Source organism: Streptomyces sp. NPDC001292, from assembly GCF_042896465.1.
Lineage (GTDB): Bacteria > Actinomycetota > Actinomycetes > Streptomycetales > Streptomycetaceae > Streptomyces.
This window is the reverse complement of the sequence record NZ_JBIAXG010000040.1, coordinates 18,252-31,497: the sequence shown is the minus strand read 5'-3', so window position 1 is coordinate 31,497 and position 13,246 is coordinate 18,252. Positions and strand designations below refer to the sequence as shown.

Genomic DNA, 13,246 nt, shown 5'->3' with positions numbered 1-13,246 from the left:
GGACATGCGGGTTGGCCATCGGGCGGACGCCGAGCGGCTGCTGAATCGGGCCGTGGAGGAGGAGGTTCGCCGCTCGGGCGGCCGGGTGGACGGAAGTGTGCTGCTGTCCCGGGCGCGCGGCGCGCTGGACACCATGGCCGAGACCGCGGCGGAGGAGTACGCGGCCTACACACGGGCGCTGGACGAGGGGGCGGCGGGCCAGCTCACGTTCGCCCAGCGCTACGCCCGCGAGGGCGGCGGAACTCCCCTGCTCGTCGCGGGGGTTGCGGGGCTCGCCGCCGTCGTGGCCGACCTGGCGCTGGGCACCGACGGCGGCACCGCCGTCGGTGCGGGCGTCACCGCCGGGGTGGTGGGCGCCGCCGCCACCGTGGTGAAGGTGACCGCCGCCCATCTGCCCGCGGCCCACCGCCGGGCAGGGGCGGCCGGCCAGCCCGGCGGTCCGGAGCAGCTGCGGTTGCAGTGGCTGACCGCGCTGGAAGTGCGCGGCATCCGTCCGTTCCTCGACCAGCAGCGCGTGCTGAGCGCGTCCACCGCGCCGAAGAAGGCGGCGCCCCTCCTGCGCGGCACGGACAAGAGCGCGGCGGCCCGCAGACGCAGTGTCCTCGAGCAGTCCTTCGGCCAACTTCCGGAGCCGGTGGGCGTGTTCGCGGGGCGGCGGCAGGAGATGGCACGGATCCGGCAGTGGGTGCAGGCGGCCCGCGCGTCCACCCAGACCATGCCCACCGTCGTGGTCCTGCACGGAGCGCCGGGCTCCGGCCGCAGCACGCTGGCGGTGCGCGCGGCCCACGACCTGAAGGACCAGTTCCGGGGCGCGGTCGTGGTCGACCTGCGCGGCGGCAGCCAGGAGGAGCCGCCGCTGCCCACCCGCGACGCCCTGCTGCACCTGCTGAACCGGCTCGGCGCGCCCCGCGAGCAACTGCTGTTCCGCGAACGCTCCTCCCCCGAGCAGCAGCTCAAACGGCTCGGCGAGCTGTACCACCAGCATCTGACGGGCCTGCCGGTCACGATCGTGCTGGACGACGCCTCGGACGCCGAGCAGGTCCGCGCGCTGGTCCCCGAGCGGTCCGAGAGCCTGGTCCTGGTCACCGCCCGCGAGCCGCTCCGGCTGCCCGCCGACCTGCCGGCCTGGGTGCACCAGCTGCCCGTCCAGGCCCTGGACGCGGTGGGCGCGGAGGAGCTGCTGGCCGCCGCCGCACAGGACAGCTCGGGACCCTACGACGCGGAATCCACCGACCGGATCGCGCAGTTGTGCGGTGGACTTCCGCTGGCGCTGCGCATTGCGGGCTCCTGTATCGGCCCGCGCTCACCGCGCCGGCTGGCCACGGACCTGGGCGCGTACGGCCCCGTGGAACCGGTGGAGCGGGCGCTGTGGCTGCGCTACACCGACCAGTCGGAGCAGGTCCGCCGGCTGCTGAGGCGGCTCGCCCTGGCCGGACGCGCCTCGATGGGCGGCGCGGCGGCGGCCGCTCTGCTGGCCACGGACGAGACGGAGGCGAACCAGCACCTGGCGGCCCTCGCCCGGGCGGGCCTGATCGACCATGTGCGGGGCAACCGCTACCGGCTGCACGACCTGGTGCGGGCCTTCGCCCACGCGCGTCTGCTGGACGAGGAGGATCCCGGCGAGCGGACGGCCGCGCAGGAGCGGCTGATCGAGAACTACGCCGAGCTGGCCGACTCGGTGCTGCGCCTGGTCGACGGGAACATGTCGACCCGCTCGGACCGCTTCAGCCCGCACGGCTTCACCTCCCTGGACGAGGCGCTGCGCTGGCTGGACGACGAGTCGAGCTTCATCACGGCGGCCCTCAGGCACGCGGAGGGCGTGAACCAGGGGGCCGTGCTGAACCTGCTCGGCGCCCTGTGCGACTACTGCCTGCTACGCGGCGACCTGTACCGGCTGGGGGAGATCAGCGAGCTGACCCAGGCCGTCGACCAGGGGCTGCTGGTCCGGTCGGTGCAGTGGCGTACCGGTATCGCGGCCCGCCAGCTCGGCGAGCTGGACAAGGCGCGTACCACGCTGGCCTCGGTCGTCGACCTCTACCGGGAAGCACACCACGACGCGGGCGCGGCCCGCGCGCTGAACTCGCTCGGCATCACGCTGCACCACCAGGGCAATCTGACGGAGGCGGCGGCCCGGCTGCGGGAGGCCCTCGATCTTCAGGCGGCGCCCGAGCTGGCGACCGACCGCGCCTGGACGATGCACGCGCTGGCGGCGGTGGAGCGGGACCGGGCGCACCTGGCCGAGGCGCTGGAGCTGCTGACCCAGTCGCTGGTGCTGCACCGGGAGGGCGGGTCGGTGCACGGTGAGGCGTGGGCCCACTTCCAGCTGGGACAGCTCGCGCTGCGCAGGGGCGACGTGGAGCGCGCCGAAGCGGACCTGCGCGAGGCGCTGGAACGCTACCGCCGCACCCGGGACGCCCGCGGCGAGGCCTGGGCCCTCACCCAGCTGGCCCGGGCCCGGCTGCTGGCCGGCGAAACGGCCGAGGCGGTGGAGGAGCTGCGGCAGGCGGCGGCACGGCACCGGGACAACGAGGACGCGCGCGGCGAGGCGTGGACGCTGTACTACCTCGGTCAGGCGCTGGAGGAGACCGGCACACTCGACCAGGCGGTGCGCGAGCTGGAGCGCGCCCGCACCATGTTCTCCCGGATGCGGGACGTGTACGGGCTGGCCTGCGCCCGGCATCACTCGGCCCGGGTCACCCGGGACCAGCGGGCGGCGCAGACCGGCTCATTGCGCAACTCCGGTTTCGCCCGCCAGCTCCTGGTCGACGCCCGCGCCGACTTCCAGCGCATCGGTGTCGCGCACGGCGAGGCGTGGACGTGTCTGGAGCTGGCCGTGGTGGACGCCGGGAACGCGCGCACCCCGCAGGCGCTGTCCCTGTGCGACGAGGCGCTGGCCCTGTTCGCCTCCTACGGTGACCGCCGCGGTGAGGACTGGGCGCGGTTCCTGCGCTGCACCCTGCTCCCGTACGCGGCCCCCGGCGGTACGGAGGTCGGCACGGCGGTGGCCCAGGAGGAGCTGGCCCAGCTCGCCCGCGGCGGCCATCCGCTGCGCGACGGGAAGCTGAACGACTACGTCGAGGCCTACCGGCTCCTCCTGGAGCGCGGCGTGAGTCTGGAGGCGGGCTGGCAGGCCTGGCGCCTGGGCATGGTGCCCGAGCGGCACGCGCGGGAGGTGATGGGGGTGGCGGTGCCGGACGGCGGGAACTGAGAGCGGCACCGCCCGCCCGGGTGTCAGCCCCGCTCGGCCTTGGCCTCGCCGGAGGCGGCACCGGTCCGCGCCGCGGGGTCCGGGGCCTCCTTGAAGTCGATCCTGCCCATGTGCCGGTTCATGGACTTCATCAGGCCCCACACCGCGAGGGCCATCACCGCGAAGACGACGAAGCCGAGGACGCCGGGGGTGACCTTGTTCTTGTCGAACTCGGCGAGGGTTACCAGGTGCGTCATTGCCAGGCTCACGCTTGCACTCATGTCAGGCATTGTCCCTCACAGCTGCCGGACGCCCGCAAAGAGGTCGTCCTCCGGGAGCGAGGTGTCGACCAGCGACTTCGCGAGCTCGTACTCCTCCGTCGGCCAGACCTCCTTCTGGACCTCCATCGGCACCCGGAACCAGCCACCGTCGGGGTCGATCTGCGTGGCGTGGGCGATCAGCGCCTTGTCGCGGGTCTCGAAGAAGTCGGCGCAGGGGATGTGCGTGGTGAGGGTGCGCTCCTTGTGGCCCGACTCCTCCCAGCGCTTGAGCCACTCGCCGTAGGGGGACTCCAGGCCGCGGTCGAGCATGGCCTGGTGCAGCGCCTCGGTGCGCAGGCGGTTGAAGCCCTGGTTGTAGTACAGCTTCAGCGGCTGGTAGGCCGGGCCGTACTCCTCCTCCGGGTACTTCTCGGCGTCCGCGGCGCCCTCGAAGGCCACCATCGAGACCTTGTGGGTCATGATGTGGTCGGGGTGCGGGTAGCCGCCGTTCTCGTCGTAGGTGGTGATCACCTGGGGGCGGAAGGAGCGGATCCGGCGGACCAGTTCGCCGGCCGCCTTGTCGATGTCCTCCAGGGCGAAGCAGCCCTCGGGCAGCGGGGGCAGCGGGTCGCCCTCGGGCAGGCCGGAGTCGACGAAGCCGAGCCACTCCTGGCTCACGCCGAGGATCTCGCGGGCCTCCTCCATCTCCTTCCTGCGCACCTCGTGGATGTTCTCCTCGATGTACTTGTCGCCCTGGAGCTTGGGGTTGAGGATGGAGCCGCGCTCTCCGCCCGTGCAGGTCACCACCAGCACGTCCACCCCCTCGGAAACGTACTTGGCCATGGTGGCCGCGCCCTTGCTCGACTCGTCGTCGGGGTGCGCGTGCACGGCCATCAGTCGCAGCTGGTCAGTCAAGGCTCAGTCCTCAGGTCAAGTCGGTGCCCGGTTCGGCGGGCAGTCAACGGTGCCGTCCCGCGGGGAGATCGGTCCGGGGTGGCGATCGGTCGGGCGGGCGGGGGCTTCTATAGTGACCGAATCGGGGGGCGAATAATTCCGGGGTCCGGCTCCGGAAGCCCCCCGCGGGACGCCCGTCCCGCACCGGCCGAGAGGACGATCATGAGCACGGCGAGCACCCGGCTGCCCGAGGGCCGCTACGGCCGCTCCCCGGACGAGCGCGCCGATCACAAGCTCAAAATCGCGGGTGCCGTCCTCGGCGCGGCCCTGCTCGCCCTGATCGGCTACTTCGCCTACCACTACGTCGGCCAGAACAAGATCAGCGCGCAGGTCGTCACCTTCCAGACGTCGGATGACGCGGTGCGGATCCATCTGGAGGTCCACAAGGACGCCAACGCCCGCGGCTACTGCACGCTGCGCTCGCAGGCGGCCGACGGCTCCGAGGTCGGCCGGGCGGACTTCCGCTTCGACGAGCACGCCTCGCAGGTCGACAAGGTGCTCACCCTGCGGACGACGGCCCGGGGCACGACGGCCGAGCTGCTGGGCTGCAGCGCCGGGTGACGCGTCGGCGCCGACCGGAATACGCGGGCGCTGACCTGCGTCGACTCAGGTCTCACGGCTTATGTCCTCCCCCTTTGAGCCCTGAATTGTTAGGCTCGTGGTTTCGCCCACCCATGAGGGAACATTCTTCTGGGTAGGGCGATGCTTTGTATTCCCAGCACCGACGAGGAGCACCTGTGACCCAGACCAGCGAGAACGTCACCTGGCTGACCCAGGAGGCGTACAACAAGCTCAAGGACGAGCTTGCGTACCTTACTGGTCCTGCGCGCACGGAGATCGCCGCCAAGATCGCGGCCGCGCGCGAGGAGGGCGACCTGCGCGAGAACGGCGGGTACCACGCGGCCAAGGAGGAGCAGGGCAAGCAGGAGCTCCGCGTGCGCCAGCTGACCCAGCTCCTCGAGACCGCCAAGGTCGGCGAGCCGCCGGCCGCGAACGGTGCGGTCGCGCCGGGCATGGTCGTCACGATCGCCTTCGACGGCGACGAGGACGACACCCTGACCTTCCTGCTGGCCTCGCGAGAGTACGCGAGCTCCGAGATCGAGACCTACTCGCCGCAGTCCCCGCTGGGCTCCGGTGTGATCGGCCACAAGGTCGGTGAGGACGCGGAGTACGAGCTGCCGAACGGCAAGGTCGCCTCGGTGAAGATCCTCAAGGCCGAGCCGTACAGCGGCTGAGTCCCCGCACCGCCTTCCGGCTAAGCCCCCGGCGCTCCGTGAGCACCGGGGGCTTCGTCATGTCCGGACCGCTGATGGCGGGCCGGCTCCGCCGTCGCTCGCGCTCAGGCCGTGGCCGAGCGATACTTGCGCACCGCCAGGGTGCGGAAGACCAGGATGATCAGCGCCGAGTAGATCAGCGAGGCCCAGACCGGGTGCTGCATCGGCCAGGCGGAGGACGTGGACTGGCCGGGGTTGGCGAAGAGCACGCGGCAGGCCTGGACGGTGGCGCTGAACGGGTTCCACTCCGCGACATGGCGCAGCCACGGAGTCATCTTGCCGGAGTCCACGAACGCGTTGGAGACGAACGTCACCGGGAAGAGCCAGATCAGACCGCCGGAGGTGGCCGCCTCGGGCGTGCGGACCGACAGGCCGATCAGGGCGCCGATCCAGGTGAACGCGTAACCGAGCAGGAGCAGCAGGCCGAAGGCGGCCAGCACCCGGCCGACGTTGGTGTCGCCGTACGATCCGACGCGCCAGCCGACGAGCAGGGCGACGGCGGCGAGGACGAACAGGGTCAGCGCCGTCTGCACCAGGTCGGCGAAGGTGCGCCCGGTGAGCACCGCGCCGCGTGCCATCGGCAGGGAGCGGAACCGGTCGATGAGGCCCTTGTGCATGTCGTCGGCGATGCCGGCGCCGGAGCTGGCGGTGGCGAAGGTGACGGTCTGGGCGAAGATGCCCGCCATCAGGAAGTTCTTGTAGACGCTGGGATCGGTGGTGCCCTGGACCTGCATGGAGCCGCCGAACACGTAGGTGAACAGCACCACGAACATGATCGGCTGGATGAGCCCGAAGATGACCATCTCGGGGATCCGGGTCATGCGGATTAGGTTCCGCTTGGCGACGACCATCGAGTCACGGACGGACTGGGTCAGGGCGTTGCCGGGCGGCGCGATCCGCGCGCTGTCGGTGGCGGCACTCACTTGACGGTCTCCTTCTTGCGCCGGCGGTCCCTGGCGTCGGCGCCCTGGGCGCCGCTCGTACCGTTTTCCTCCTTGACCTCGGCCACATGGCCGGTCAGGGACAGGAACACGTCGTCGAGGGTCGGGCGGCGCAGACCGATGTCGTCGATCTCGATGCCGCGGGTGTCCAGCTCCCGGATGATCTCGGCCAGGAGCTTCGCGCCGCCGGTGACGGGCGTGGTGATCTTGCGGGTGTGCTCCTCGACGGTGGTGTCCCCCTTGCCGAAGCCGCGCAGCACCTCGGCAGCGGTGGGGATGTGCTCACGCTCGTGCACCACGACCTCGACGCGCTCACCGCCGGTGCGGGCCTTGAGCTGGTCGGAGGTGCCCCGGGCGATGACCCGGCCGTGGTCGACCACCGCTATCTCGTGCGCCAGGTGGTCGGCCTCTTCCAGGTACTGCGTGGTGAGCAGAAGCGTGGTGCCGCCGGAGACCAGCTGCTTGATGACCTCCCACAGCTGCTGGCGGTTGCGCGGGTCGAGGCCGGTCGTCGGCTCGTCCATGAACATCACCGGCGGGGAGACGACGAGCGCCGCCGCCAGGTCGAGCCGGCGGCGCATGCCTCCGGAGTAGGTCTTCGCGGGCCGGTCCGCGGCGTCGGCGAGGTTGAACTGCTCCAGCAGCTCCCCCGCCCTGGTCTTCGCCGCCGCGGCCCTCATCTGGTAGAGCCGGCCGACCATCTCGAGGTTCTCGCGGCCGGTCAGATACTCGTCGACCGCGGCGAACTGGCCGGACAGGCCGATCGAACGCCGCACCTCGTTGGGGTGCTTGAGAACGTCGAGGCCCGCGACCACGGCCTTGCCGCTGTCGGGTCGCAGCAGCGTGGTCAGACAGCGGACGGTCGTGGTCTTGCCCGCGCCGTTGGGCCCGAGCAGTCCCAGCACCGTGCCCTCGGGGACATCGAGGTCGACGCCGTCCAGAGCCTTTACGTCGCCGAAGGTCTTCACCAGACCTTCGGCATGGATGGCGCCTGGCATATGAGTCTCCACGTCGTCGGGGATGGTCGGAAAAGCCTAGAGAGGCTGCTGTTGTTCCGCTGGGAATTTTCGCCCGCGCCGCGTCCGCGCAGGCCGCCTCCGAACACCACACACCGTAACGCGATGTATCGCGTCCACTCAACGGATTTACTCGAACGAGTGATGAAGAGCTGATAGCCTCCGCGTTCCGCCCGCCGCCCGACCGCCCGGCGGAGGGCGGGATCAGTCGATGACCGTGTAGCCGGCCTCGCGCAGGGCCTGGCCGACCTCGGCGCAGTGCGCCGGCCCCTTCGTCTCCAGGTGCAGCTCCACCTCCGCCTCCGCGAGCCCGAGCCGCGGGTCGGTCCGGACATGGCTGACGTCGAGCACGTTCGCGTCGACTGCCGACAGCACCCCCAGCAGCGTGGCGAGCGCGCCCGGCCGGTCGGTCAGCCGCAGCCGGACCGCCAGGTAGCGGCCCTGCGCGGCCATGCCGTGCCGCAGCACCCGCTGCATCAGCACCGGATCGACGTTCCCGCCGGACAGCACCGCCACCACCGGACCGGCCAGGGGCCCCGAACAGCCCAGCAGTGCGGCGACCGGGCTCGCCCCGGCCGGCTCGACCACCAGCTTGGCCCGCTCCAGGCACAGCAGCAGCGCGGCGGACAGCTCGTCCTCCGTGACCGTGCGCACCTCGTCCAGCAGTTCGCGGAGGATCCCGAACGGCACATCGCCCGGCCGCCCGACTCTGATGCCGTCGGCCATCGTCGCCGGGGTGCCGACCGTCACCGGGCGGCCTGCCGCCAGCGAGGGCGGGTACGCCGCCGAGCCCGCCGCCTGCACCCCGACGATCCGGACGTCCGGCCGCAGCGACTTCACCGCCACCGCGATGCCGGCCGCGAGCCCGCCGCCGCCGATGCCGACGACGATCGTGCCCACCTGCGGACACTGCTCCAGGATCTCCAGGCCCACCGTGCCCTGGCCCGCGATGATGTCGGGGTGGTCGAACGGGTGGATGAACACCGCGCCCGTCCGGGCCGCGTACTCCTGGGCGGCGGCCAGCGTCTCGTCGACCACCTGGCCGTGCAGGCGCACCTCGGCGCCGTAGTCCTGCGTGGCGCTGATCTTCGGCAGCGGGGCGCCCTTCGGCATGAACACCGTGGAGTGCACCCCGAGCAGCGACGACGCCAGCGCGACACCCTGCGCGTGGTTGCCGGCGCTCGCGGCCACCACCCCGGCGGCGCGCTCCTCGGGCAGCAGTCCCGCGATCCGCACGTAGGCGCCGCGCAGCTTGAACGAACCCGTCCGCTGGAGGTTCTCGCACTTCAGGTGCACCGGCGCGCCCACCAGGTCGGACAGGTACCTGCTGCCCTCCATCGCGGTCACCCGCGCCACCCCGGAGAGCATCTTCTGCGCGCCGCGCACGTCGTCCAGGGTGACGGGCCAGGGGGAGCCGGCCGTGCTGTAGCTCATGCCTCAAGTCTCGCAGTTCACGGGCCGCGGACGCCGTTGTGACCATCCTCCGAGACCGGATCGCGCAGTGCAGGTACGACACGCCCCCCGGCCGCGTAACCTGTCCCCCAACCCAGCAGCTCTCCAGAAGTGAGCCCCCGGCCATGCCCACAACACCCGACATGTCGACGGACATGACGACCGTCGGTGACACCGGTCTCCTGGACACCCTCCAGCACGAGGTGGCGGTCTTCGCCCGCCGGGCCGAGCAGACCCGGCTCGGCGGCGTCGGACCGGTGCGCAACTCCATGGACCGCGCCGCGTACTTGCTGCTCAACCGCCTCGACAAAGAGGGCCCGATGGGCGTCAAGGCGCTCGCCGCGAGCATGGGCATCGACTCCTCCACCGTCACCCGTCAGGTGGCGCCGCTCGTCGACACCGGCCTCGTCAAGCGCACCTCGCACCCCGAGGACGGGCGGGCCGTGGTGCTCCAGCTCTCCCCGCGCGGGCTGTCGCGGCTGGAGGAGGTCCGCTCGTCCAGGCGGCAGTTGATGGCCGAGCTGACCCACGACTGGGAACCGACGGAGCGCGAGACCTTCTGCTCACTGCTGACCCGCTTCAACCACGCCCTCTCCGCCCGCCAGGGCGTACCGCAGACGGACTCGCCCTCGGCCTCGTGAAGCCGCGGCCGGGCGCGGGCGGAGGGGTGTGAGTACGGCTCTTGACCGACGGGCCGTCCCTGCCCTCATATGAGACCGGGCCCTCGTCGTACACGGTTCAGGCGACCGTACGAGAACGGGTCCGCGGTCACGATCGCCCTTGGGGGGAGGCGCGGTGCGAGAACGGCAGGCGGCTCGAGGCGCTCGCCGGGCCCGGGAGTTCGAGGCGTTCGTCGCGGGGGCGGCCGGGCGGCTGCTGCATGCCGCCACGCTGCTCACCGCCGAGGCACCGAGCGACAACCCGCGCGCGCGGCGCCTGCTGACCCTCGCCCTGGCGCACACGTACGCGTGCTGGGACCGGCTGCGCGGCGAGGACCCGTACAACCACGCCCGCCGGCATCTCGCCGCCCGCTTCGCCCGCGAGGCGTGGTACCAGCGCGGTGGTACGGGCCGCGCCCGCCGGAGGCCACCCGGCGCCCTGGCCGCGCTCACTGCCCAGGAGCGCCTGATCATCGTCCTCAGGCTGTACGAGGGGGTGGCCGAGGAACAGGCGGCGGCCCTCCTGGGCCTGCCCACGGACCGCGTCCGCGTCATCTGCGACCGCGCGATCACCACGCTCACCCGCGCTCCCGCGGACCCGGCACCGGCGGTCGGCGACGCCGAGGCGGCACGGTCATGAGCGGAGCGAGCGGTGTGCGCGGCAAGAGCGGCTGGGGTGGCCTGAGAGGCAAGTGTGGCCGGTGGAATTCTGTGGGCACGACCGGGGAAGTGGAGGCTGCCGTGAACAGGGCCGAACGGGAGGAGGCCGTACGGCGGGTCCTGGAACAGCGTCCGCCGCAGGTGCCCGCGGAGCTGTACGAGGACGCCGTGCGCCGCGGGGGACGGATGCTGCGCCGCCGCACGGCCGCCCGCCGGATGATGTGGCTGGTGCTGGCCGCGGCGGCCGTCGCCTTCACGGTGTGGGCGTTCACGACCCGCCCCTGGGTGGAGCCGCCGTCGCAGACGACTCCACCCGTGACCGGCTGGTGACCGCTAGCCGAGGGCCTGCTTCAGGTCCTCGAGCAGGTCGTCGACGTTCTCGATGCCCACGGACAGGCGCACCAGGTCGCCGGGGACCTCCAGGGCGGAGCCCACCACGGACGCGTGCGTCATGCGCCCGGGGTGCTCGATCAGCGACTCGACACCGCCCAGGGACTCGCCGAGCGTGAACACCTTGGCGCGGTTGCAGACCTCGACGGCCGCCTCCTCGCCGCCCTCGACCCGGAAGGAGACCATGCCGCCGAAGGCCTTCATCTGCTTGGCGGCCACCTCGTGACCGGGGTGCTCCGACAGGCCCGGGTAGAGGACCTGCGTCACGCGCGCGTGCCGGGACAGCATGTCGGCGACCTTCGTCGCGTTCTCGCTGTGCCGGTCCATGCGCACCGCGAGCGTCTTGGTGCCGCGCAGCACCAGCCAGGAGTCGAAGGGGCCGGCGACGGCGCCCATCGCGTTCTGGTGGAACGCCAGTTCCTCGCCCAGCCCGGCGTCGCCGACGATCAGCGCGCCGCCGACGACGTCCGAGTGACCGCCCATGTACTTGGTCAGCGAGTGCACGACCACGTCCGCGCCGAGCGCGAGCGGCTGCTGGAGGTACGGCGTGGCGAAGGTGTTGTCGACGACGAGCCTCGCGCCCGCGTCCCGGGCGACCTGGGCGACGGCGGCGATGTCGGTGATGCCGAGCAGCGGGTTGGAGGGGGTCTCCACCCACACGGCCTTGGTCTTCGGGGTGATGGCGGCCCGTACCGCGGCCGGGTCGGCGGTGTCCGCGACCGACCACTCCACGCCCCACCGGGAGACGACCTTGGCGAACAGGCGGAAGGTGCCGCCGTAGGCGTCGTTGGGGATGACCACGTGGTCGCCGGGGCTGAGCAGGGTACGCAACAGGCAGTCCTCGGCCGCCAGTCCGGACGCGAACGCGAGTCCGCGGCGGCCGCCCTCCAGGGCGGCGAGGTTCTCCTCCAGGGCGGTCCTGGTCGGGTTGGCGCTGCGGCTGTACTCGTAGCCGCCGCGCAGTCCGCCCACGCCGTCCTGCTTGTAGGTCGAGACCTGGTAGATCGGCGGGACGACCGCCCCGGTCCGGGGGTCGGCGGTGTTGCCCGCGTGAATCGCGAGCGTCTCGAAGTGCTCACTGATGTGCCTGTCGCTCATGGGCCCGAGGGTAGTGCGCTTGTGGGGGCGGTGCGGGACGGCGGGCCCCGGGCCGCACGGGAGGCCGGGTTTTCCACAGGCGCGCGGCACAGGTTGGCCAAGTGTCGGCGCCGTCTGGTTCGCTTGTCGCATGGAGATTTTCTGGGTCCTGATGGCGCTGGCCATGCTGGGCTTCGTGCTGGTCCCGTTCCTCAGGCGCAGGCGTGCCGGCATCGAGCAGGTGCCACCGGGACACCCCGACGCCGCGGACCCGGCGAACTACGGATTCGTCCGGCAGGAGGAGCTCGACGTCCGTATGCCCGGACCGGACCAGGACCTGCTGGACGTCCTGGAGCTGGTGCAGCGCACCCAGGACTACCGCGCCGCCTCCCAGCTCCTCGCGGGCACGGAGAAGGAGGGCGAGCTGCGCTGGCAGCGTGTGCAGGCCTTCGCCGGGGCGGCCTCGCTGGAGCTCCAGCAGCGGCCGGGCGGGGTCAGCGAGACGCCCGGCGGGCAGTGGCTGCGGGTGTGGCGGGCAGAGGCGCCCAAGGACCCGGGCGGCGCGGCGGTGCACGCCGAGTTCCTGGTGCAGCAGGCGTGGCGTACGGCGACGCCGGGCACGGACGAGTTCCGGATCATCATGGAGGAGGCCCGGGAGGCTTGCGGGCAGGCGGCGCTGCTGGCCCCGGGCGACCCGGTCCCGTACGTCGTCGAGCTGTCCGTGGCACGCGGCCTGGCGTACTCGCAGCCTGAGTTCGAGAAGCTGTGGCTGAAGATCCTCGACCGCGCGCCGGCCCACACGGGGGCGCATCTGGCGGCCCTGCACTACTGGGGCGAGAAGTGGCACGGCTCGCGTGAGCTGGCGTACTCCTTCGCGGAGGCCGCCGCGGCCCGTGCGCCCCGCGGCTCGCTGCTGGCGGCCATGCCGCTGTTCGCGGTCTTCGAGCACCTGCCCGAGGTCAACCTGGTCAGGGGCTTCTACCAGAGCGAGGTCGTGACCAAGGCGGTCCACGGCGCGCTCTTCGCGGTGCACGCGGCCCGCCCCGACGACCCGATGCTCGCCCACGTCCGCCATCTGCTGCTCTTCTTCCTGGTCCGCTCCGAGCGCTGGGCGGAGGCCATGAGCCAGCTGATACACGTCGACGGCCATGTGGGCGCCGTGCCGTGGACCCTGTCCGAGGACCCGGCGGCGGAGTTCGCCGTCTACCGGGCCCTGGCCGTGGCAGGCTACGAGGCCAACGGCGGCAGCCCGGCGACGCTGCACCACTGAGCGGCCCCGGCCGAGCGCTGGGCGGAGGCCATGAGCCAGCTGATACACGTCGACGGCCATGTGGGCGCCGTGCCGTGGACCCTGTCCGAGGACCCGGCGGCGGAGT

13 protein-coding genes are annotated in these 13,246 nt (G+C 72.1%); 7 read left to right on the top strand and 6 right to left on the bottom strand.

Annotation, left to right across the window (positions count from 1 at the left end; all coding sequences use genetic code 11):
• Nucleotides 1-4 precede the first annotated feature (4 nt).
• Nucleotides 5-3,208 carry a tetratricopeptide repeat protein gene (locus ACFY4A_RS32235; protein ID WP_390832852.1) on the top strand — a complete coding sequence of 1,068 codons (3,204 nt, stop codon included), beginning with the start codon at nt 5-7 and terminating at the stop codon, nt 3,206-3,208.
• 23 nt (nt 3,209-3,231) lie between these two features.
• On the opposite strand, the gene ACFY4A_RS32230 is transcribed toward ACFY4A_RS32235, so the two are convergent.
• Together ACFY4A_RS32230 and mca are read right to left on the bottom strand one after the other, a co-directional pair.
• Nucleotides 3,232-3,477 (bottom strand): hypothetical protein, encoded by a 246-nt coding sequence (locus ACFY4A_RS32230; RefSeq protein ID WP_390832851.1) that lies wholly within the window; start codon nt 3,475-3,477, stop codon nt 3,232-3,234.
• A gap of 6 nt (nt 3,478-3,483) precedes the next feature.
• Complete coding sequence (gene mca / locus ACFY4A_RS32225; protein WP_390832850.1) at nt 3,484-4,362, bottom strand: mycothiol conjugate amidase Mca; 879 nt, start codon at nt 4,360-4,362, stop codon at nt 3,484-3,486.
• 201 nt (nt 4,363-4,563) lie between these two features.
• Here mca and ACFY4A_RS32220 point away from each other — a divergent pair, with 201 nt between their 5' ends.
• Nucleotides 4,564-4,962, top strand: coding sequence for a DUF4307 domain-containing protein (locus ACFY4A_RS32220; RefSeq protein WP_390832849.1), 399 nt, complete (start codon nt 4,564-4,566; stop codon nt 4,960-4,962).
• Between the two features lie 176 nt (nt 4,963-5,138).
• Nucleotides 5,139-5,636 carry a transcription elongation factor GreA gene (gene greA / locus ACFY4A_RS32215; protein WP_390832848.1) on the top strand — a complete coding sequence of 166 codons (498 nt, stop codon included), beginning with the start codon at nt 5,139-5,141 and terminating at the stop codon, nt 5,634-5,636.
• Between the two features lie 104 nt (nt 5,637-5,740).
• Here greA and ACFY4A_RS32210 read toward each other — a convergent pair whose 3' ends face one another.
• The 3 genes from ACFY4A_RS32210 to ilvA all read right to left on the bottom strand — a co-directional run bounded on the left by ACFY4A_RS32210 (nt 5,741) and on the right by ilvA (nt 9,066).
• Nucleotides 5,741-6,598 carry an ABC transporter permease gene (locus ACFY4A_RS32210; RefSeq protein ID WP_390832847.1) on the bottom strand — a complete coding sequence of 286 codons (858 nt, stop codon included), beginning with the start codon at nt 6,596-6,598 and terminating at the stop codon, nt 5,741-5,743.
• Nucleotides 6,595-7,614, bottom strand: coding sequence for an ATP-binding cassette domain-containing protein (locus tag ACFY4A_RS32205; RefSeq protein WP_390832846.1), 1,020 nt, complete (start codon nt 7,612-7,614; stop codon nt 6,595-6,597). Before ACFY4A_RS32205 ends, ACFY4A_RS32210 begins: the two co-directional genes overlap by 4 nt.
• Before the next feature lie 222 nt (nt 7,615-7,836).
• Complete coding sequence (gene ilvA / locus ACFY4A_RS32200) at nt 7,837-9,066, bottom strand: threonine ammonia-lyase (RefSeq protein WP_390832845.1); 1,230 nt, start codon at nt 9,064-9,066, stop codon at nt 7,837-7,839.
• 161 nt (nt 9,067-9,227) lie between these two features.
• Between ilvA and ACFY4A_RS32195 the strand changes: the two genes are divergently transcribed.
• The 3 genes from ACFY4A_RS32195 to ACFY4A_RS32185 all read left to right on the top strand — a co-directional run bounded on the left by ACFY4A_RS32195 (nt 9,228) and on the right by ACFY4A_RS32185 (nt 10,733).
• Nucleotides 9,228-9,725: a MarR family winged helix-turn-helix transcriptional regulator gene (locus ACFY4A_RS32195; protein ID WP_390832897.1), complete on the top strand. Its 498-nt coding sequence runs from the start codon at nt 9,228-9,230 to the stop codon at nt 9,723-9,725.
• A 154-nt stretch (nt 9,726-9,879) separates the two neighbouring features.
• Complete coding sequence (locus ACFY4A_RS32190) at nt 9,880-10,383, top strand: sigma factor-like helix-turn-helix DNA-binding protein (protein ID WP_390832844.1); 504 nt, start codon at nt 9,880-9,882, stop codon at nt 10,381-10,383.
• Nucleotides 10,384-10,484: 101 nt separating this feature from the next.
• On the top strand, nt 10,485-10,733 hold the full coding sequence (locus tag ACFY4A_RS32185; RefSeq protein WP_390832843.1) for a hypothetical protein: 249 nt from the start codon (nt 10,485-10,487) through the stop codon (nt 10,731-10,733).
• A gap of 3 nt (nt 10,734-10,736) precedes the next feature.
• On the opposite strand, the gene ACFY4A_RS32180 is transcribed toward ACFY4A_RS32185, so the two are convergent.
• A complete protein-coding gene (locus ACFY4A_RS32180; RefSeq protein ID WP_390832842.1) occupies nt 10,737-11,891 on the bottom strand; it encodes a cystathionine gamma-synthase in 1,155 nt (384 codons plus the stop codon).
• Between the two features lie 130 nt (nt 11,892-12,021).
• Here ACFY4A_RS32180 and ACFY4A_RS32175 point away from each other — a divergent pair, with 130 nt between their 5' ends.
• On the top strand, nt 12,022-13,140 hold the full coding sequence (locus ACFY4A_RS32175) for a hypothetical protein (RefSeq protein WP_390832841.1): 1,119 nt from the start codon (nt 12,022-12,024) through the stop codon (nt 13,138-13,140).
• Nucleotides 13,141-13,246 lie beyond the last annotated feature (106 nt).